16 protein-coding genes are annotated in these 19,233 nt (G+C 70.1%); 6 read left to right on the top strand and 10 right to left on the bottom strand.

Annotation, left to right across the window (positions count from 1 at the left end):
- Window positions 1–18: 18 nt before the first annotated feature.
- Window positions 19–1,359, bottom strand: a complete 1,341-nt coding sequence (locus BR39_RS0118925) for a CitMHS family transporter (protein WP_231499506.1) — start codon at window positions 1,357–1,359, stop codon at window positions 19–21.
- A 143-nt stretch (window positions 1,360–1,502) separates the two neighbouring features.
- Here BR39_RS0118925 and BR39_RS0118920 point away from each other — a divergent pair, with 143 nt between their 5' ends.
- The 4 genes from BR39_RS0118920 to BR39_RS0118905 all read left to right on the top strand — a co-directional run bounded on the left by BR39_RS0118920 (window position 1,503) and on the right by BR39_RS0118905 (window position 6,973).
- Window positions 1,503–2,249, top strand: coding sequence for a GntR family transcriptional regulator (locus BR39_RS0118920; protein WP_029915073.1), 747 nt, complete (start codon window positions 1,503–1,505; stop codon window positions 2,247–2,249).
- A gap of 152 nt (window positions 2,250–2,401) precedes the next feature.
- Complete coding sequence (locus tag BR39_RS0118915; protein WP_035018674.1) at window positions 2,402–4,555, top strand: TonB-dependent receptor; 2,154 nt, start codon at window positions 2,402–2,404, stop codon at window positions 4,553–4,555.
- A 97-nt stretch (window positions 4,556–4,652) separates the two neighbouring features.
- Entirely contained in the window at window positions 4,653–5,900 is a 1,248-nt protein-coding gene (locus BR39_RS0118910) for a glycerate kinase (RefSeq protein WP_231499505.1), read from the top strand.
- Window positions 5,897–6,973, top strand: coding sequence for a tartrate dehydrogenase (locus tag BR39_RS0118905; RefSeq protein ID WP_029915067.1), 1,077 nt, complete (start codon window positions 5,897–5,899; stop codon window positions 6,971–6,973). Before BR39_RS0118910 ends, BR39_RS0118905 begins: the two co-directional genes overlap by 4 nt.
- Before the next feature lie 40 nt (window positions 6,974–7,013).
- On the opposite strand, the gene BR39_RS0118900 is transcribed toward BR39_RS0118905, so the two are convergent.
- The 9 genes from BR39_RS0118900 to BR39_RS0118860 all read right to left on the bottom strand — a co-directional run bounded on the left by BR39_RS0118900 (window position 7,014) and on the right by BR39_RS0118860 (window position 15,312).
- Entirely contained in the window at window positions 7,014–8,015 is a 1,002-nt protein-coding gene (locus BR39_RS0118900; RefSeq protein ID WP_029915065.1) for a phosphoglycerate dehydrogenase, read from the bottom strand.
- A complete protein-coding gene (locus tag BR39_RS0118895; protein WP_029915063.1) occupies window positions 8,012–8,758 on the bottom strand; it encodes a class II aldolase/adducin family protein in 747 nt (248 codons plus the stop codon). Before BR39_RS0118895 ends, BR39_RS0118900 begins: the two co-directional genes overlap by 4 nt.
- Window positions 8,755–9,078, bottom strand: a complete 324-nt coding sequence (locus BR39_RS0118890) for a DUF4387 domain-containing protein (protein ID WP_029915061.1) — start codon at window positions 9,076–9,078, stop codon at window positions 8,755–8,757. The genes BR39_RS0118895 and BR39_RS0118890 overlap by 4 nt, the downstream gene beginning before the upstream one ends.
- Window positions 9,078–10,463 (bottom strand): acyclic terpene utilization AtuA family protein, encoded by a 1,386-nt coding sequence (locus BR39_RS0118885; protein WP_029915059.1) that lies wholly within the window; start codon window positions 10,461–10,463, stop codon window positions 9,078–9,080. Before BR39_RS0118885 ends, BR39_RS0118890 begins: the two co-directional genes overlap by 1 nt.
- 122 nt (window positions 10,464–10,585) lie before the next feature.
- Window positions 10,586–11,608, bottom strand: a complete 1,023-nt coding sequence (locus tag BR39_RS0118880; protein WP_029915057.1) for an amidohydrolase family protein — start codon at window positions 11,606–11,608, stop codon at window positions 10,586–10,588.
- 97 nt (window positions 11,609–11,705) lie between these two features.
- On the bottom strand, window positions 11,706–12,650 hold the full coding sequence (locus BR39_RS0118875; RefSeq protein ID WP_051695907.1) for a LysR substrate-binding domain-containing protein: 945 nt from the start codon (window positions 12,648–12,650) through the stop codon (window positions 11,706–11,708).
- Window positions 12,650–13,540, bottom strand: a complete 891-nt coding sequence (locus BR39_RS0118870) for an NAD(P)-dependent oxidoreductase (RefSeq protein WP_035018673.1) — start codon at window positions 13,538–13,540, stop codon at window positions 12,650–12,652. Before BR39_RS0118870 ends, BR39_RS0118875 begins: the two co-directional genes overlap by 1 nt.
- The gene (locus BR39_RS0118865; protein WP_029915050.1) at window positions 13,537–14,622 is read right to left on the bottom strand and encodes a 4-oxalomesaconate tautomerase; all 1,086 of its coding nucleotides are present in this window, start codon (window positions 14,620–14,622) and stop codon (window positions 13,537–13,539) included. The genes BR39_RS0118870 and BR39_RS0118865 overlap by 4 nt, the downstream gene beginning before the upstream one ends.
- Before the next feature lie 3 nt (window positions 14,623–14,625).
- A complete protein-coding gene (locus BR39_RS0118860) occupies window positions 14,626–15,312 on the bottom strand; it encodes a 4-carboxy-4-hydroxy-2-oxoadipate aldolase/oxaloacetate decarboxylase (RefSeq protein WP_029915048.1) in 687 nt (228 codons plus the stop codon).
- 294 nt (window positions 15,313–15,606) lie between these two features.
- On the opposite strand from BR39_RS0118860, the gene BR39_RS0118855 reads away from it, so the two are divergent.
- Both BR39_RS0118855 and BR39_RS0118850 read left to right on the top strand, forming a co-directional pair.
- Entirely contained in the window at window positions 15,607–17,877 is a 2,271-nt protein-coding gene (locus BR39_RS0118855; RefSeq protein ID WP_035018671.1) for a TonB-dependent receptor, read from the top strand.
- A gap of 88 nt (window positions 17,878–17,965) precedes the next feature.
- Entirely contained in the window at window positions 17,966–19,222 is a 1,257-nt protein-coding gene (locus BR39_RS0118850; RefSeq protein WP_029915045.1) for a gallate dioxygenase, read from the top strand.
- The last annotated feature ends 11 nt before the right edge of the window (window positions 19,223–19,233 follow it).

The raw sequence follows: 19,233 nt of genomic DNA, 5'->3' as shown, positions 1-19,233 counted from the left end.
CGGAGGTCGAGGCCGCCGCTAGCCGGCGACCAGGGGCACGGCTCCCGTCAGGAGGGCCGCGCCCAGCACCAGCAGGCAGATCAGCACCGCCCACTTCAGGGCGAACCGCTGGGCGTCGGCGACGTCCACGCCCAGCAGGCCGCACGCCAGGTAGATCGGCGCCAGCAGCGGGCTGAGCGCGTGGACCGGCTGTCCGATCAGGGAGGCGCGGGCGATGGCCTCGGGCGCGATGCCGTAGTGGGCGGCGGTCTGGGCGATCACCGGCACTACGCCGAAATAGTAGGCGTCGTTCGACATCACGAAGGTCAGCGGCATGCTGGCCAGGGCGGTGATCGGCGCCAGGAACGGTCCGATGTTCGGTGGGATGACCGACAGGGCGGCGGTGGCCATGGCGTCGGCCATGCCCGTGCCGTTCAGGATGCCGGTGAAGGCGCCGGCCGAGAAGATCAGCACCACCACGTTGACGACGTTGTCGGCATGGGCGGCGATCCGCGCCTTCTGCTCGCGCAGGTTCGGGTAGTTGATCGTCACGGCGACGGCGAACGCGCCCATCATCAGGACGGGCAGCGGCGCCAGGCTCAGAATCATCCCCAGTAGCAGGCCCACGGTCAGGACGAGGTTCAGCCAGAATAGCCGGGGCCGGCGGAGGGCCTCCGCCGCCTTGTCGGCGGGCGTGTCGAGCGCGACGACGGGCGGGGCGGCGATCGTCGCGCCGGGCGCGGCTCCCGCCAGGCGCCGACGCTCGGACCGGCCGAACAGCCAGGCCAGGCCGTAGACGCCGGCGAGCCCGGCGATCATCGCCGGCAGCAGGGGCAGGAAGACCTGGGCCAGGTCGGCATGAACGGCGCTGGCCGCGCGCGCCGACGGTCCGCCCCAGGGCACGAAGTTCATCAGGGAATTGGTCGAGCCCAGCAGGGTGGCGAGGATCAACGGATTCATCCCGACCTTGCGATAGACGGGCAGCATGGCGGTGATGACGATCAGCGCCGTCGTGGTGCCGTCGCCGTCCAGCGAGACCACGGTCGCCAGCACGGCGGTGCCCAGGGCGATGCGCACGGGGTCTTCGCCGACCGTGGCCAGCACCTTCCTCACCAGCGGATCGAACAGGCCCGCGTCCATCATGATCGCGAAATAGAGCACGGCGAAGGCCAGCATCAGCGCGGTGGGGGCGACCTGCAGGACGCCCTTGATCATCATCGGGCCCAGCCCCGCGCCGGCGCCCGCGATCAGGCCGAACAGGATCGGCACCAGCAGCAGGGCGGCGATCGCCGACATGCGCTTGGTCATGATCAGCGTCATGAAGGTCACGACCATGGCCAGGCCGAGGAAGGCCGGATTCAGGAAGATGCTGGGCGTCACGTGGAGGTCTCCGTCGGCGATCGGCCGGGGGCGGATGGTTGAATGAGGGGGACGCGCGGCGCCGGATGATTGTATCGCTCCGGGGGATCGCTCACCGTGGGGCGACAGGAAGATTCTCGGAGCATGCGATGGCGGGGGCGAAGATGACGGACGGCGCCGAGGCTTTGGCCGATCCCCAGAACACCGAGCCGGCCACCCATACGGTGCTGACCCGACTGCGCGAGATGATCGTCACCGGCGAGATCGCGCCCGGCACGCGCCTGCGCGCCGAGGCCCTGGCGACCCAGCTCGACGTCTCGCGCACGCCGGTGCGCAGCGCCCTGGCCGTGCTCTCGGCCGAGGGGCTGGTGCTCTACAACATGAACCGGGGCTACACCGTCCGCGCCGTGACCTTGGGCGACATCTACGACTCGATCGAGGTGCGCGCGCGGATCGAGGGCCTGGCCTGCCGGCTGTCGATCGAGCAAGGCTGGACCGAGGAGGGGCTCCAGCCGCTGGAGGAACTGGTGGCGCGCGGCCGCGCCATCGTCGATCGCGGCGAGTGGTCCGAAGCCATCGAATACGAGTGGTACGACTGCAACTGGATCTTCCACCGCCGGATCCATCACGCCGCCAACAACCTGGTGCTGCGCCACGCCATGCGGATGACGATCCTCTATCCGGTGTTCGGCGACGCGGTGCGGGTGTCGCCCACGGTCGCGGCCCACGTGCCGCCCCGCGCGCGCCAGATCGCGGCGACCGTCCCGCCGCACATCGTCCAGTCGCAGACCGATCACGAGAACCTGCTGGCGGCGATCCGCGCGGGGGATGGCGAGGGGGCCGAGCGCCTCATGATCGAACACGTCCTCCGCACCAAGGCGCGTATCCTGGCGATCGCGACCCTTCGCTAGGGAACCTGCCGCCCGTATCCGCCACCGTCAAGGATCACATTCAAACAGACATAAAATTGGATGCAATCTGTTGACCGACAGCATCCAGGCTGTCTATCGTCCCGGCATCCCCGCTGAGACGGGGTTCAATAATGACCCCAGGGGAGGGCGATATGGTCTCGATGAGCCGCAAGGTGCTGGCGTGTGGCGTCGCCGCGACGGCGCTGATGTCCGCCGGTCACGCGCTGGCCCAGGCCGCGTCGGCCGACAACGCCATGCTCGACGAGGTGGTCGTCACCGCCCAGCGCCGCAGCGAACGCCTGCAGGACGTGCCGGTGACCGTGACCGCCTTCGGCGCCGAGCAGGTGAAGGAAGCCCGCATCCGTGAGATCGACGACGTCTCCAGCCGCACGCCGGGCCTGGAGTTCGACGCCTTCCCGGCCTCGCAGCCGCGCATCGCCATCCGCGGCATCGGCTCGACCGACCGCGGGGCCGCGGGCGATCCGAGCTCGGCCGTCTTCCTCGACGAGATCTATCTGGGCCGCCCGGCCATGGTCGCCTTCGACGCGTTCGACGTCGAGCGGATCGAGGTGCTGAAGGGACCCCAGGGCACGCTGTACGGCCGCAACGTCGTCGGCGGCGCGGTCAATGTCGTGTCCAAGCGCCCGAACCTGAGCGGCTTCGACACGGGCGTCGAGGCGACGGTCGGGAACTACGACCGGTTCGAGGGCGCGGGCTTCGTCAACGCGCCCTTCGCCGACGGAAAGGCCGCCGTGCGCGCCAGCGCCGCCTGGCGCAAGCATGACGGCTATGTCGACAACACCTTCACCGGCGGCTCGCTGGAGGACCAGGACACCCTGAGCGGCCGGTTCCAGGTGGCGGCCGAACTCAGCCCGACCTTCCGCGTCCAGGCGGGCGTCGACGGCACGCGCGACCGCGGCACCGGTCCGGGACAGCACGTGCTCGATCTGGATGACAGCAGCCCGTACGCGGCCTTCTGGACCGTGGATCGGGATCGCGACCATTCGGCGGGCTCGATCGACGGCCACCAGGACCGCGACACCTGGGGCCTGCGCTTCCAGGCCGACTGGGACCTGTCGTTCGCGACCCTGACCTATCTGGGCTCGTACCGCGACCTCGACTACGACACCTATTACGACTTCGACGGCGGCAACCCGTCGACCAACTTCATCGGCATCGAGGGCGGCAACGCCGAGACAAGCGACGCCTCCAGCCACGAGCTGCGGCTCTCCTCCCTGCCGGACAGCCCGGTCCAGTGGGTGGTCGGCCTCTACAACTTCAACAGCGACACGCACCGGACCGACACCCTGGTGCTCGACATCGGCGGGGCCGGAACCGAGGTCTTCACCCAGGACGCCCAGCTGAAGAGCTACGCGGTCTACGGCGACGTCACCGTGCCGGTGGGCGAGCGCTTCGCGGTGATCGGCGGCCTGCGCTACTCGAAGGACAAGAAGGACTACCGCGTCGACGACCTGGCCGGGGACTCGCTGTTCCGCGCCGAGGAGCCGTTCGACGTCTCGTCCTCGGCCTCGTTCGACGCGGTGACCTGGCGGACCGGCGTCAACTTCCAGCCGGACAAGAACAACCTGTTCTACGCGATGATCTCGACCGGGTTCAAAAGCGGCGGGTTCCAGGACCTGCCGGCGACGGCGGAGGAGGCGGGCGACGCGTTCGATCCCGAGCACGCCACCCAGTACGAGCTCGGCCAGAAGAGCACGTTCCTGGGCGGCGCGCTGGTCTGGAACAACACCCTCTACTGGATGGACTACAGCGACCTGCAGACCCGCCGGACCGTGCCCAGCGGCGCGGTGGTCACCGACAACGCCGGCGCGGCCACCATCAAGGGCTACGAGACCTATCTCAGCTGGCGGCCGTTCCACGGCGCCAAGCTGGTGGCGTCCTACGGCTACACCGACGCCAAGTTCGACGAGTACGAGGCCGAGCCCGGTGTCAGCTACGCCGGCAACCAGATCGCCCGCGTGCCGAAGCACAAGGTGGTGCTGTCGCCCTCATATGACTGGTCGCTGGCGGGCGGCGGCGCGGTGCGCTTCGCGATCGACTACCGCTACGAAAGCAGCATCTGGGACGACAATTCCAACGAGGGTCCGGAACGGCGGTCGCCGACCAATTTCTATGACGGCCGTATCGTCTACACCGAGCCGCACGACCGCTGGTCGCTGTCCCTGTGGGGCAAGAACCTGAGCGACGAGGTCACGCGCACCTTCCAGGGCTCGTTCCTGGGCGCGAACTTCGGCGCCTACGCCCCGCCGCGCACCTTCGGCGTGACCTTCAACTGGACCCGCTGACCATGACCTCGAGCGGATCGGGCGCGCGTCATCGACGCGGCCCTGGTCCTTCCCTGGCCCCGGGGTGCTGATGCAGCCCGGGGTCCTTCTTCGCGCCATGTTCGACGCCGCGGTCGACGCCGCCTCGCCGGCGTCGCGGCTGCCGTCGTTCCTGCCGGACCCGCCGCGCGGGCGGACGATCGTGGTCGGGGCGGGGAAGGCGGCGGCGGCGATGGCGCGGGCCGTCGAGACGCACTGGCCCGAACCGCTGTCGGGCCTGGTGGTCACACGCTACGGGCACGCGATCCCCTGCGAGCGCATCGAGGTCGTGGAGGCCGCCCACCCGGTGTCCGACGCGGCCGGGGCGCGGGCGGCCCAGGCGATCCTGGAGCGGGTGAGGGGGCTCACCGAGGACGACCTGGTGCTCTGCCTGCTCTCCGGGGGCGGCTCGGCGCTGCTGGCGGCCCCGGGGGAGGGCGTCACCCTCGCCGACAAGCAGGCGGTCACCCGGGCGTTGCTGAAATCCGGCGCGCCGATCGGCGAGATCAACTGCGTGCGCAAGCATCTTTCGGCCATCAAGGGCGGCCGGCTGGCGCTGGCGGCCGCGCCGGCCAAGGTGGTCACCCTGGTCATCTCCGACGTGCCCGGCGACGACCCGGCGGTGATCGCCTCGGGCCCGACCCTGGGCGATCCGAGGACCTCGGCCGAGGCCCTGGCGATCCTCGAGCGTCGGCTGGACACCGTACCCGACGCCGTCCGCGCCTGGCTGCTGGATCCGCGCAGCGAGACACCCGGGCCGGACGCGGTTCGCGCCGACGTCCGGATGATCGCCACGCCCGCCAAGTCGCTGGAGGCCGCCGCCGCCGTCGCGCGCGAGCACGGCTACACGCCGGTGGTCCTGGGCGACCGGATCGAGGGCGAGGCGCGGGAGATCGCGGGCGAGCACGCCGATCTCGTCCAATGCCTGATGGCCCTGACCCGGCGTCGACGCGGCCGCTGGGCGGTCCTGTCCGGCGGCGAGACCACGGTGACCGTGCGCGGCGGCGGTCGCGGCGGGCGCAACGCCGAGTTCCTGCTGGCCCTGGCCGTGGCGCTGGACGGCCTGCCCGGCGTGCACGCCCTCGCCGCCGACACCGACGGCATCGACGGCTCCGAGGACAACGCCGGCGCCGTGCTGGGGCCTGAGACGCCGACGCTGGCCCGGCGGCTGGGCCTCAACGCCCGCGACCGGCTGGACGACAACGACGGCTACGGCTTCTTCCAGGCGGTCGGGGGGCTTGTGGTCACCGGCCCGACCCTGACAAACGTCAACGACTTCCGGGCGATCCTGATCGATCCGTCCGTCGCTTCCCGAGAGTTCCGATGAGCACCAACCGCACCTACCGCATCGCAGTCATCCCCGGGGACGGGATCGGCAAGGAGGTCGTGCCCGAGGGCCTGCGCGTGCTGGACGCCGTGTCGGCGAAATACGGCTGCCGGTTCGAGTACGACCACTTCGATTTCGCCTCCTGCGACTACTATCTCCGGCACGGCCAGATGATGCCGGACGACTGGAAGACGCTGATCGGTGGTCATGACGCCATCTTCTTCGGCGCGGTCGGCTGGCCCGAGACGGTGCCTGACCATGTCTCGCTGTGGGGCTCGCTGATCCAGTTCCGGCGCGAGTTCGATCAGTATGTGAACCTGCGCCCCGTGAAGCTGATGCCGGGCGTGCCCAGCCCGCTGGCCGGGCGCGGGCCGGGCGACATCGACTTCTACGTCGTGCGCGAGAACACCGAGGGCGAATACTCCTCGATCGGCGGGAAGATCTTCCCCGGCACCGAGCGCGAGGTGGTGGTGCAGGAGACGGTGATGACCCGCATCGGGGTCGACCGCGTGCTGAAATACGCCTTCGACCTGGCCCAGCGCCGGGAGAAGAAGCACCTCACCTCCGCGACCAAGTCCAATGGCATCTCGATCACCATGCCCTACTGGGACGAGCGGGTGGAGGCGATGGCGGCCAGCTATCCGGACGTGCGCTGGGACAAGTACCATATCGACATCCTGACCGCGCATTTCGTGCAGCACCCCGACTGGTTCGACGTGGTGGTGGCCTCCAACCTGTTCGGCGACATCCTGTCGGACCTGGGCCCCGCCTGCACCGGCACCATCGGCATCGCCCCGGCGGCCAACATCAATCCGGAGCGGAAGTTCCCTTCGCTGTTCGAGCCGGTGCACGGCTCGGCGCCCGACATCGCCGGACAGTGGATCGCCAATCCGGTGGGACAGATCTGGGCGGCGGCGCTGATGCTCGACCATCTGGGCGAGCGCGAGGCGGCGGCGGCCGTGGTGACCGCCATCGAGGCGGTGCTGGCCAACCAGGCGCTGCGCACCCGCGACCTCGGCGGCCCGCTGGGCACGGTGGCCTGCGGCGAGGCGATCGCGGCGGCGGTGCGATAGAAGGAAGGTCGGGGTCCCCTCCACGGGGACCCCGGATCGGCTAGCGCCGGCGTCCGTCGGCGACAACGCAGCCGGGCGCAGGATCGCGGCCTTCCAGCACGGCCACCACCGACTCCGCCGCGACCCTGTTGGTGCGGTCCAGACCCTCGCGGGACGAGGCGGCCGCGTGCGGCGTGGCGACCACGTTGGGCAGGGCCAGCAGGGCGTCGGTGACCGGCTTCAGGGCCGGGTCGCTCTCGCTCATGAAGGTGTCCAGGCCCGCGCCGCCCAGGCGCCCGCTCTTCAGCGCCTCCAGCAGGGCGGCGTCATCGACCAGTCCGCCGCGCGCGGTGTTGATCAGGATCGCGCCCGGCTTCATCGCCGCCAGGGCCTCGGCGTCGATCAGCAGGCGCGTCTCGGACGTCAGCGGGGCGTGCAGGGTGACGACATCCGACCTGGCCAGCAGCGTCGGCATGTCCACGTAGGTGACGTCGTTGGCGGCGGCCCAGGCGTCGTCGCGGCGGTTGCCGGCGACCAGCACCTTCGCTTCGAAGCCGCGCAGGCGCTGGACGACGCTGCGGCCGATGCGGCCGGCGCCGACGACGCCGACGGTCTTGCGGTACAGGTCCGAGCCCATCAGGATCGACCAGTTCCCGGCCAGCATGTTGGCCTGCGACTCCCGGAAACGGCGGCCGACGGCGAGCATCAGCGCGATGGCGTGGTCGGCCACCGAGGCGTCGTTGCCGCCGGCCGCGATCGCCACGACCTTGCCGAGGTCGCGGGCCGCCTCCAAGTCGACGCGCTCGTAGCCGACGCCCCGGCGCGAGACGATCTTCAGGTCGGGCAGGACGGCCATCAGTTCGCGGGTCACGCGGGCATGGCCGACGATCCAGCCGGCCGCGCCGGCGAGCAGGGTCTCCAGCTCGGCTTGGGTGAAGTCGCCGTCGCCCTTGCCCGGCGGCAGGTCGGCTAGGACCACCTCGCAGCCGTGGGCCTGGAGATAGGCGACAGTCGCGTCGTCGAAGAAGCGCTGGGTGACGACCACCCGTCGGGAGTCCGTCATGCGGCGTAGCCGGGGTTCGCGCGGTCGAGCTTGCGCAACAGAGCCGGCCAGACCAGCAGGTCGGCGACGAAACCCAGGCCCTGGCTCTGCTGCTCGACCACGGCCTGCACCGGATCGGCGGGCAGGCGGACCGTTCCGCCCTGGGCCGCCACCTGCATCGCGCAGGCCCGCTCCAGGAAGTACATCTGGGTGAAGGCCTGGGCCACCGTGCGGCCGACCGTCAGGGTGCCGTGGTTGCGCAGGATCATCACGTCCCGCTCGCCCAGGTCGGCGACCAGGCGCGGGCGCTCGTCGTGGTCCAGGGCCACGCCCTCGAAATCGTGGTAGGCGACGCGGCCGTTCAGCAGCATGGCTGTCTGGTTCAGCGGCAGCAGGCCTTCCTCCTGCGACGCCACCGCCGTCCCCGCCACCGTGTGCAGGTGGATGACGCAGCCGGCGTCCTCGCGCGCCTCGTGGATCGCGGAATGGATGGTGAAGCCGGCCGGATTGACCATCGCGGTGTTCGGCCCGATCGCCTGGCCGTCCAGCCCGACCTTCACCAGCGAACCGGCGGTGATCTCCTCGAACATCCAGCCGTACGGATTGATCAGGAAGTGGTGCTCCGGCCCCGGGATACGCGCCGAGATGTGGGTGAAGACCAGGTCGTCCCAGCCGAACAGCGCGACCAGGCGGTAGGCGGCGGCCAGGTCGACGCGCAGGCGGGCCTCGGCGTCGGCGGCGGTCTCGGCGGTTAGGGCGCTCACGCGACCGTCTCCGCGTCCAGCTCGACGTCCAGCAGACGCACGTACTGCTGGCCCGCGTGCATGTCGCGCTCGACCATGCCGCCCTGCGCGGTGACGCGCGGGTACGAGATCTTCACGACGTGCAGGCTTGGCACGGCGAAACGCTTCACCAGCGTGGGGTCGGCGCCGTAGAGCCGCGCGAACAGGTCCGGCCCGAGGGCGGCGCTGTCGTGATAGCGCCGGAAGTTCGCCTCGCCGTCGAAGAACAGGTCGACCGTGACCCAGAAGGGGCCGGCGTTCTTGGACCGCACATGGCGGCAGACGTCCTTGACCGTGGTCATCACGCGGCCTCCTCGTTGCGAAGGTCGATCCAGACGGTGCGGACCAGCTCCAGCGGATCGTCGACCTCGACCACGTGGTTGAGCTTGAATTCGAAGACCGGGCCGCGATCGATGTCCGCCGGGCTGAAGGCGAAGCCGTAGCTGGGCAGCTCGCGGTCCATGAACAGCGGGTAGTGGAAGAAGTACGGGTTGCAGGCCTTGGCGATCTGCGAGGCCATCTCCTGGGTGTCGGCGGTGGCCACGAACAGCACCCCGACCTCGCGCGGCGGCGGCGTGCCTTTCGGCGGCCTGTCGCCCGAGAGGGCGTTCCAGCCGTACAGCCGCAGCGAGATGTGGAAGTCGCCGGCCGCCGCGCCGATGGTGGCGTGCACCCGCTGGTTCAGCGCCTCCAGCAGGTTGTCGTGGAAGGTGTCGATGTCGGCCAGGACGTCGGGGTCCTGGATGCCGATCAGCATGACCGTCTGGAACCGGCTGGCCGCCGCGCCTTCCAGCTTCAGGGTGTAGGGCATGGGCTCCCACACCGAGCCGGTGACCTTCACTGACCGTTTGTCGGCCTGGGTGTAGACCGCTTGGGTCACGTCCAGCACGCCGCCCGGCTCGGTCAGCCGGAACGGGTCGCTGTTCTCGTACAGCATGTGGGCCGAGACGCTCTCGGGATCGCACCAGTTGTCGAAGCTGAGCGGTTCGACCTCGAAGCCGTCGGCGCCGATACTGATCAGCACGCCGGCGCCCTTGTTGCGCACGGCCGTGGCCTGGGCCCCGCACTCGGCGATCTTGGCCGCGTGCCAGGATGGGCCGGACGGCGCGCCGTGCAGCAGGGCGAAGCAGGCGATGACGGCGGTGTCGGTCGTGCGGCCGCCCAGGATGATGTCGGCCCCGCCGCGCAGCGCGGCCATGTAGGGCTCGGGCCCCATGGCGGCGACGATGTGCTCGCAGGAGTCGATCGTGGCGTCGTCGAGCGGGCCCAGCGGCGGCAGGGGCCGGATCTTGCCGGCCGCGTTGCGCGCCTTCAGGTCGGCCTTGTCCTGCTCGGAATAGAGCAGGGCGATCTTCGGGCTGATCCCGAGTTCGCCGGCCACCTCCAGCACGATGTCGCGGGTCCAGTCGACGTTGCGGTCGCCGCCGGCCTGACCGCTGGTGCCGATGATCAGCGGGATGCCCGCCTGCGCGCCCGCCTTCATCAGGATGGTCAGGTCGCGCTTCACCGAGCCGCGGTTGTTCTTCGAGATGCCCAGCGCGAGATAGGCCGCGCCGCTGTCGGTGGAACCCGCGTCGGTGGCGATGGCGCGCGCGCCCTGGGCGACGCCGTAGGCGACCTCGGCTTCCAAGGCGCCGGCCCCGAGGGAGCCGGTCGGAACCAGTATCTTGATCGGGCCGTCGCGCATGCCAGTCCACCGTCGTCAGCGCCCGAAAGCAGGCGTGACACCGGACTACAATGCATGAATGCAATCGGTCAATATTTTGGATGCAAAATGTCGTTCCGCATCTGGACGCCGATCAGGCCGGCCTACCGTCCCTGCCGTTTCAGGATCGTGTCCAGGCGCGGATAGATCCGACGAGCGTTGAGCTCGAACACCTTGCGCTTGTCGGATTCGGGGATCGGCAGGGCGTCGACATAGCGCTTGGTGTCGTCGAAATATTGTCCCGTCTCCGGATCGACCCCGCGCACCGCGCCGACCATCTCCGAGCCGAACAGGATGTTGTCGACGTCGATCACCCGGAACAGCAGGTCGATGCCCGGCTGGTGGTAGACGCAGGTGTCGAAGAAGACGTTCTTCATGACGTGGTCGCGCAGGGGCGGCCTCCCCAGCATGTCGGCCAGGCCCCGATAGCGGCCCCAGTGGTAGGGAACCGCCCCGCCGCCGTGCGGGATGATGAAGCGCAGGTCGGGGAAGTCGCTGAAGAGGTCGCCCTGCAGGAACTGCATGAAGGCCGTGGTGTCGGCGTTGATGTAGTGCGCGCCGGTGGCGTGGAAGGCGTGGTTGCACGAGCCGGAGACGTGGACCATGGCCGGGACGTCCAGCTCGACCATCTTCTCGAAGAACGGATACCAGGACCGGTCGGTCAGCGGCGGGGCGGTCCAGTGGCCGCCCGAGGGGTCGGGATTGAGGTTGCAGCCGACGAAGCCCAGTTCCTCGACGCAACGCTCCAGCTCGCCGATCGAGCGCTCGACCGACACGCCCGGCGACTGCGGCAGCTGGCAGACCCCGACGAAGCTCTCGGGGAAGAGGTCGACCACGCGCTTGATCAGGTCGTTGCAGCGCCGGGTCCAGGCCCGGCTGACGGCCTCGTCGCCCACGTGGTGGGCCATGGTCGAGGCGCGGGGCGAGAAGACCGTCATGTCGGCGCCGCGCTCGCGGATCAGGCGCAGCTGGTTGTTCTCGATGGTCTCGCGGATCTCGTCGTCGGAAATGCGCGGATAGGCCGGATCGATGTCGCCGCCGATCTTGAAGGCCGAGGTCTGCGCCTCGCGCCAGGCGTCGTGGGCGGCGGGCGCTGTGGTGTAGTGGCCGTGGCAGTCGATGATCACCGCTCAAACCTCGAGATATCGTGCAAGCGCCTTAGCGGCGGTCGTCCCCGGAGATATCAAGCAACGCCCGGCGGCCGTTATAACTTATGCCGGGCGCTTATAACCGGTTCGCGAGGCGGTTCTCGATCTCGCCCACATAGCCGCGCGCGGCGTCGACGAAGGCCTGGGCGTTGCGCAGCAGCTGGGTGTCGCCGCGCCGGATAAGGCCCGCGGGACGGGCGCGCTGGGGGATGTCCAGGGGCAGGAGGCGGACCGCGCCGCGCAGCAGGTCGCCCGCCAGCAGCATGTGCGGCATGACCGCGACATTGTCGGTGGCGTAGAGGATCTCGCGGATCATCGCCGCCGAACTGGAGCGCAGGGGCTGGCGCGGCTCGACGGCCATCTCGGCCAGGAGGCCGTCGATCTCCCGGCCCACGCGCTGGGACACCGTGGGCAGGACCAGCGGATAGCGGGTCAGGGCCGTGGCGGTGTCGAGCCCTTCGGCGAAGATCGGATGGTCGCTGCGGGCCAGCACCGAGATCGGCTCGGAATAGAACGGCGTGCGGATCAGGCCGTCGTCCTCGGGCATGGGGTAGAGCTGGCCGATGATCAGGTCGATCTCGCGCAGGGTCAGCAGCGAGATCAGCTCCTCGGTCCGGCCCTGGGTGACCCGCACCTCGATGTCGGGACGGGCGATCTTCAGGCGCGCCAGGGCGCCGGGGAGCACGCCGGCCGCCGCCACCGGCAGGGCGCCGACGATCACCGGACCGCCGTCGCCGCCCTCCAGCGCGTCCAGGTCGTCCTCCAGGCGGCTGATCTCGGACAGCAGCCGGCGGGCCGAGGCCGCGACCGTCAGGCCGAACGGCGTGGGATCGACGCCGCGCGCGTGGCGGTCGAACAGGCGCGCGCCGACGATCTCCTCGATCTCCTGCAGGCTCTTGGTCAGGGCCGGCTGGGACAGGCCCAGGGCCTTGGCGGCCTGCAGGATGCTCTCGTGCGTGATGATCGCGTCGATCACCCGGAGGTGGCGGAACTTCAGGCGCTGTTGGAGATAGCGTCGCACTAGGATTTCCGCTGGCTGGACAAGGCTGTTGTCCGCTCGGCGATGGAGTCGAGCAAGTCCTCCAGGCGACCGAAGGGTTCGCCGGTCAGCCCCAGCGCGCCTTGGCGGGCCTGGACCTCGACGGTTCCGCGGGTCATCGAGGCGTCGAGGCCGGCGGCGGCCAGCATCCCCGCAGCCTCGGCCATCTCCTCGCTGCGGCGCTTGCCGTGGACCAGCGGGCGGGTCAGCAGGTAGCGCGCCAGGGCCGGCCAATCGGGATGGGGCAGGGTGTTGCCCAGCGAAGCCAGCACCTCGGCCTCCACGCCGTAGTGGCGCGCGCTGGCCAGGCTTTCGGTGACGATCGCCTCCAGTCCCTTCACGAAGATGCTGCGGGAGAGCTTGATCGCCGAGGCGCGGCCGATCTCCTCGCCGGCCGGGGAGACCGAGAAGCCGAGCGCGTCCAGCAAGGGCGCGACGGCGGCGGCGTGGGGCCCGCCCAGGAGGATCGGGGTCTGCTGGCGCTTGGGGCCGATCGGCGCCATGACCGCGCCCTCGACATAACGGGCCTTGCTCCCGGCCAAAGCGTCGGCCTCGGCCTTACGGGTCTGCGGCGAGACCGAATTGAGGTCCAGGAACCAGGCCTGGTCGAGGTGCGGCCTTGCGGCGCGGGCGACGTTCAGGGCCTCGCCGGCCGTCACGGCGCTGATGACGAGGTCGCGCCCCGCGCAGGCCTCGGCGAGACCGGACGCGACCCGCGCCTGGTCTTCGGCGGCGGCGCGGGAGGGCGGGGAGGCGGGATCGGCGAACAGGCGGTCGTGGACGACGATGTCCGAGACGCCGCGGGCGACGAGGTCGGCGTGCAGGATGCGGCCGACCTCGCCGTACCCGATCAGGGCCAGGCGCGGGCTCATCGGCGACCGTCCCAGACGGACGCCGGCACGAACACCTGGCCGGCCATCAGCAGGCGCGCCGTGCGCAGCAGGGCGGCCGAGACGACCTCGCCGTCAGGCGACAGGCTCAGCAGGGCCGTGAACTCGCCGGTCGGGTGTTCGACGCTGACGGCGACCTCGCCCGACAGCGAAGGCAGGATCGCGACCGACGCCGCGACCGAGCCGGGCAGGCAGGCGGCGGTGGCGACGCTGACCGCGCCGAACACGCCGATGGCCTTGTGCACGGTGTGCGGGATGAAGCTGCGGGTCGACAGCGCGCCGCCGGCGAGGGGCGGCGAGACCAGGGCGACCTTCGGCACCGTCGTGCCGGAGACGTCGCCCAGGTTCATGCGGCGACCGGCCTCCAGCCGGATGGCCTCCACCTTGGCGCGGAGAGCGGCATCGGCTTCGAGGACGGCCGGCGCCTCGTCGCCCCGCACGCCCAGGTCGGCGGCGCGGACGATCACCACGGGCATGCCGTTGTCGATGCAGGTGACCGCCACGCCCTCGATGGTGTCCACGACCTCACCCGTCGGCAGCAGGGCGCCGCAGGAGGAGCCGGCGACGTCGGCGAAGACCAGGGGGATCGGCGCCGCCGAGCCGGGGACGCCGTCGATCCGGCAATCGCCGTCGTACGCCACATGGCCGCCCGGGGTCTGGATCCGGGCCGTGGCCAGGCCGTCGGTGTTGCGCATGAAGATGCGCACGTCCGTTCGGGCGGGACCGGGCGTCACCAGGCCGCGCTCGATCGCGAAGGGGCCGACGCCCGCGAGGATGTTGCCGCAGTTCTGGCGATCGGTGACGGCGGCCTCGGCGACCGAGACCTGCAGGAAGAGGTAGTCGACGTCGGCGTCGGGCCGGGCCGAGGGCGAGATCACCGCGACCTTGCTGGTCAGGGAGTCGGCCCCGCCCAGGCCGTCGATCTGGCGCGGGTCGGGCGAGCCCATGGCCGCCAGCAGGACGCGGTCGCGCAGGGCAGGGTCGGCGGGCAGGTCGGCGGCGTTGAAATAGAGGCCCTTGGAGGTGCCGCCGCGCATGACCAGGCAGGGGATGGCGGTCTGCATCCGTCAGGCGTCCCGGCTCTCGACATAGACCAGGCCGGCGGCCCTCAGCGGCTCGCGCATCCGATAGAGGTCCAGACCCAGGACGCCGGCGGCCAGCTGGGCGCGTTTCTCGACCTCGGCGGCTTCGCGCTTGCGCGAGGCGGCGAGGGCGGTCTCGGCCTCCAGCCGCTGGACCACCACCACGCCGTCGTCGTCGGCGACGATCACGTCGCCGGGGCGGACCAGGGCGCCGCCGCAGACAACCGGTACGTTGACGCTGCCCAGCGTGGCCTTGACCGTGCCCTGGGCGGAGACGGCGCTGGACCACACCGGAAAGCCCATGGCCTTCAATGCGGCCACGTCCCGCACGCCGGCGTCGATCACCAGGCCGCGCACGCCGCGCGCGATCAGGGAGGTGGCCAGCAGGTCGCCGAAATAGCCCGCGTCGCTGGCGGAGGTGGGAGCGACCACCAGGACGTCGCCGGGTTGGCACTGCTCGATGGCCACATGCAGCATCCAGTTGTCGCCCGGCGGGGCCGAGACGGTGACGGCCGTTCCGGCGACATGGGCGCCGGGCCAGATCGGGCGGAGCTTCGGCGACATCAGGCCGGTGCGGCCCTGGGCCTCGTGGACCGTGGCCACGCCGAAGGCCGAGAGAGCCTCCACGGCTTCGCGCGGCGCGCGCGGGACGTTCGTGACCACCTGGTTCATGCCGCTCCTCCGGCCCGCCGACGCGGTCGCGACGGGGCGAGGCCTTGGCTAGCACCCGGCGTCCGAGCGCGGCCTATGCATTTTGGGCGCGAGCTATAACCAAATCGGGCGCGACCGGAGAAACGCCCGGCGACCGCTCCGGCGATCCGGTTATAGGTCGGAGGGTTTTCCTATACCGAGCGCGATAACCCCTTCTGTTAGCTCAAGGATCACGGGTCGAAGAACCCGGAATCCTGGCCGCTTCGACGGCCTGGGCGGTGGTCGAAAGTCCGCCGCCGGTATGGGGGGGAAGACATGGCGAAACGTTCGATCCTGTTGGCCGCGACGGCCTTGGCGACGAGCTTCTGGGGCGGAACGGCTTTCGCCCAGCAATCATCGACCCCTGGTCAGGCGCAGGGCGGCTTTCAGGTCGAGGAGGTCGTGGTCACGGCGCGGCGGGTGGCGGAGAACCTCCAGGACACGCCCGTCTCGGTCGCCGCCTTTACCGGCGAGTCGCTCGAACGGCGCCAGATCGACAGCACCGCCGATCTCGACGACGCCACGCCCAGCCTGCAGTTCGCGCCCGTCTCGCCGCTGACCGGCAATTCGGCGGCCGCCCAGATATTCATCCGCGGCGTCGGCCAGACCGACGCGACCGCCGGGGTCGATCCGGGCGTCGGTCTCTACATCGACGACGTCTACATGGGCTCGGCCGTCGGCGGGGTGATGGACTTCCGCGACATCGCCGGGGTCCAGGTCCTGCGCGGCCCGCAAGGGACGCTGTTCGGCCGCAACACCATCGGCGGGGCCATCCTGCTGACCACCGAGGCGCCGGGCTCCAGCTTCGGCGGCAACTTCAAGGCCGGCTTCGGGACCGACAACCTGCGCGAGGGGGTCCTGGCGGTCGACGTGCCGATCACCGACAAGCTGCTCACCCGCTGGACCTACGGGTCGCGCGTCCAGGACGGCTACGTCACCCGCCTCTACGACGGCGAGAAGCTGGGCGACGTGAACACCTTCACCCTGACCGGCAAGGTGGAGTGGCTGCCGACCGACAACTTCACCGCCGAACTGCGCGCCGACTACACCAAGTCCGATGAGAACGGCGCGCCCCTGGTCTTCGCGGCGATCAACGAGACCTCGGCCTTCCCGCGCTCGGTCAGCTTCGCGGCGGGATGCCCCGGGATGACCTCGGTGGGCACGACCGTCCCGATGGTCAACGACAAGCGCTGCGCCAACGACTTCTACGGGGCCGGCAAGTACGCCAACAACGGCACCAATCCGGTCAACAGCGACCTGGAGAACATCGGCGGCTCGCTGCTGCTGGAATGGCGGCTGACCGAGGCCCTGACCCTGAAGTCGATCAGCGCCTATCGCCGCTTGGAATGGGCCGGCCGGCGCGACGCCGACAATACGCCGTTCCCGATCCTCCACACCGACTACGTGAGCAAGGGCTTCCAGGTCAGCCAGGAGTTCCAGGCGCTTTACGCCTCCAAGAAGCTGAGCGGCGTGGCGGGGCTGTTCTTCTTCCGCCAGTCGGTGGACGACGTCCTGACCGTCACCCTGTCGCCCCCGCCCAGCCCGCAGGGCACCAAGGACAGCAACAACAACGACATCCGCAACAGAAACTGGGCGGCCTTCACCCAGTGGACCTACAACTTCACCGACGCCTTCAGCGTGGCGGCCGGCGTGCGCCACACCGAGGAGACCAAGGGCTCGCGTCCGCTGCAGTTCAACTACTCGAACCCCAGCGTGCTCTACGTCCCCTACAAGCTCTACGAGCGGGAGTTCTCGGCGACGACGGGCTCGTTCCAGGCCCAGTACCGCTGGAGCCCGGCGCTGATGACCTATGCAAGCTGGTCGCAGGGCTTCAAGAGCGGCGGCTTCAACAGCCGCTTCAACGGCGTCGTCCCGGGCGGCCAGCCGCCGTCCTTCGATCCCGAGAAGGCCGAGACCCTCGAGCTGGGCGCCAAGTTCGACAAGGGCGGCAAGCTGCGGATCAACGGCGACATCTTCTCGACCGACTACGAGGACCTGCAGTTCACCTATCGCGTCGGCACCGCGCCGCTGCTGTTCAACGCCGGCGAGGCCTCGATCAAGGGGGCGGAGGTGGAGTTCACCTACATCCCGACCTCGGCGATCGCGATCGAGGGCGGCTTCAGCTATCTCGACGACAGCATCGACGAGGTGTCCTCGATCGTCGGCGCCACCACCTCGGTGACCACCGACAGCCAGCTGCCCTATACGCCCGAATGGCAGGGCAACGTCTCGATCGCCTACACCTACGACATCAACGGCGACCTGAGCCTGATCCCGCGCGCCGAGATCGTCTACACCGCCAGCCAGTTCTTCGACGCGGGCAACACGCCCGAGATCGCCCAGAACGACGCGGTGACCCGCCTGAACCTGGGAGCGGTGCTGCAGAGCGCCTCGGGCGACTGGAAGCTGCAGGCGGCGATCAACAACGTCACCGACGAGATCTATCCGCTGGCCGGCAACTCGTCCCTGGGCACCAGCTCGGGCTACGCCGAGATCGCCTACAACCGCGGGCGCGAGTTCGTCGTGACCTTCAACAAGCGGTTCTAGCGGCCGCCGACGTTATACCCGCCCGGCTTAAGTTATAGGCCGGGCGGATCGGGCTTGTGCTAGAGCCACGGCGAGCGGAGGCGAACGCATGGCCAGATTGATCGGCGCGATCGGCGTCTCCCACACGCCGACCATCGGCTACGCCCGGGACCGAAACCTGTCGCAGGATCCCGTCTGGAAGCCGATCTTCGAGGCGTTCGAGCCGCTGAAGGCGTGGCTGGCCGAGCAGCGGCCGGACGCCCTGGTGGTGATCTACAACGACCACGTCACCTCGTTCTCCTTCGATCACTATTCGGCGTTCGCGCTGGGCGTCGGCGAAACCTACGACGTGGCCGACGAGGGCGGGGGTCCGCGCGACCTGCCGCCGGTTCCGGGGCACGCCGCCCTTGCGCGCTGGCTGGCCCGGGCGGTCATGGCCCAGGACTTCGACCTGTCGGTGTTCCAGCACAAGCCGCTGGACCACGGCTGCCTGTCGCCGCTGTCGCTGCTGACGCCGCCGGAAGGCGACGCCTGGCCGATCCCGATCGTGCCGTTGCAATGCGGCGTGCTGCAGTTTCCGGCCCCCTCGGCGCGGCGCTGCCTGAACCTCGGCCGGGCGCTGCGCAAGGCGATCGACGCCTGGCCGGAAGAGGCGAGGGTGGTCGTGATCGCCACGGGCGGCCTCTCGCACCAGGTCCACGGCGAGCGCGCGGGGTTCAACAACACCGCCTGGGACGAGGAATTCCTCGATCTCCTCGAACGCGATCCCGAGCGCCTTGCCGAGATGACCCACGCCGACTATGCGCGGCTGGGCGGCTTCGAGAGCGCCGAGGTGATCATGTGGCTGATCATGCGCGGGGCGCTGTCGGGCCATGTCGTCTGCCGGCACCGGACCTACTACCTGCCGTCGATGACCGCGATCGCCACCACGCTGTACGAGGACGAGGGGGCGGCGGCGGACGAGGCCGAGGTCGCCCGGATCCGGGAAGAGGCCACCCGGCAACTGGCGAGCGTCGAGGCGCTGGAGGGCACCTATCCGTTCACCCTGGAGGTCAGCGGCAGGGCCTATCGCATCAACCGCTTCCTGCAGGGCCTGATCGAGCCGGCCGCCCGCGAGCGGTTCCTGGCCGATCCCGGGGCCGCCTTCGAAGCCGCCGGGCTGAGCGATGAGGAGCGCCGGCTGATCGAGACCCGGGACTGGCGCGGCCTGATCCGGTACGGCGCGATCTTCTTCGTGCTGGAGAAGCTGGGGGCGGTGGTGGGCGCGCCCAATCCGCAGATCTACGCGGCCATGAAGGGCATGTCGCTGGAGGCGTTCCAGGCGACGCGCAACGCCAACCTGACCTATTCGGTCGCGCGGAAATAGCCGGGGCGGGG

This window comes from Caulobacter sp. UNC358MFTsu5.1 (assembly GCF_000712075.1).
Taxonomy (GTDB): domain Bacteria; phylum Pseudomonadota; class Alphaproteobacteria; order Caulobacterales; family Caulobacteraceae; genus Caulobacter.
Note: the sequence above shows the minus strand (reverse complement) of the source record. Positions and strands in the feature narration are given on the sequence as shown.

Bases quoted from the DNA above. Each gene is read 5' to 3' on its own strand.
- BR39_RS0118865 (WP_029915050.1), bottom strand. From the start codon at position 14,622: ATGCAGACCGCCATCCCCTGCCTGGTCATGCGCGGCGGCACCTCCAAG.
- BR39_RS0118905 (WP_029915067.1), top strand. From the start codon at position 5,897: ATGAGCACCAACCGCACCTACCGCATCGCAGTCATCCCCGGGGACGGG.
- BR39_RS0118900 (WP_029915065.1), bottom strand. From the start codon at position 8,015: ATGACGGACTCCCGACGGGTGGTCGTCACCCAGCGCTTCTTCGACGAC.
- BR39_RS0118910 (WP_231499505.1), top strand. From the start codon at position 4,653: ATGTTCGACGCCGCGGTCGACGCCGCCTCGCCGGCGTCGCGGCTGCCG.
- BR39_RS0118870 (WP_035018673.1), bottom strand. From the start codon at position 13,540: ATGAGCCCGCGCCTGGCCCTGATCGGGTACGGCGAGGTCGGCCGCATC.
- BR39_RS0118920 (WP_029915073.1), top strand. From the start codon at position 1,503: ATGACGGACGGCGCCGAGGCTTTGGCCGATCCCCAGAACACCGAGCCG.
- BR39_RS0118855 (WP_035018671.1), top strand. From the start codon at position 15,607: ATGGCGAAACGTTCGATCCTGTTGGCCGCGACGGCCTTGGCGACGAGC.
- BR39_RS0118890 (WP_029915061.1), bottom strand. From the start codon at position 9,078: ATGACCACGGTCAAGGACGTCTGCCGCCATGTGCGGTCCAAGAACGCC.
- BR39_RS0118915 (WP_035018674.1), top strand. From the start codon at position 2,402: ATGGTCTCGATGAGCCGCAAGGTGCTGGCGTGTGGCGTCGCCGCGACG.
- BR39_RS0118885 (WP_029915059.1), bottom strand. From the start codon at position 10,463: ATGCGCGACGGCCCGATCAAGATACTGGTTCCGACCGGCTCCCTCGGG.
- BR39_RS0118860 (WP_029915048.1), bottom strand. From the start codon at position 15,312: ATGAACCAGGTGGTCACGAACGTCCCGCGCGCGCCGCGCGAAGCCGTG.
- BR39_RS0118850 (WP_029915045.1), top strand. From the start codon at position 17,966: ATGGCCAGATTGATCGGCGCGATCGGCGTCTCCCACACGCCGACCATC.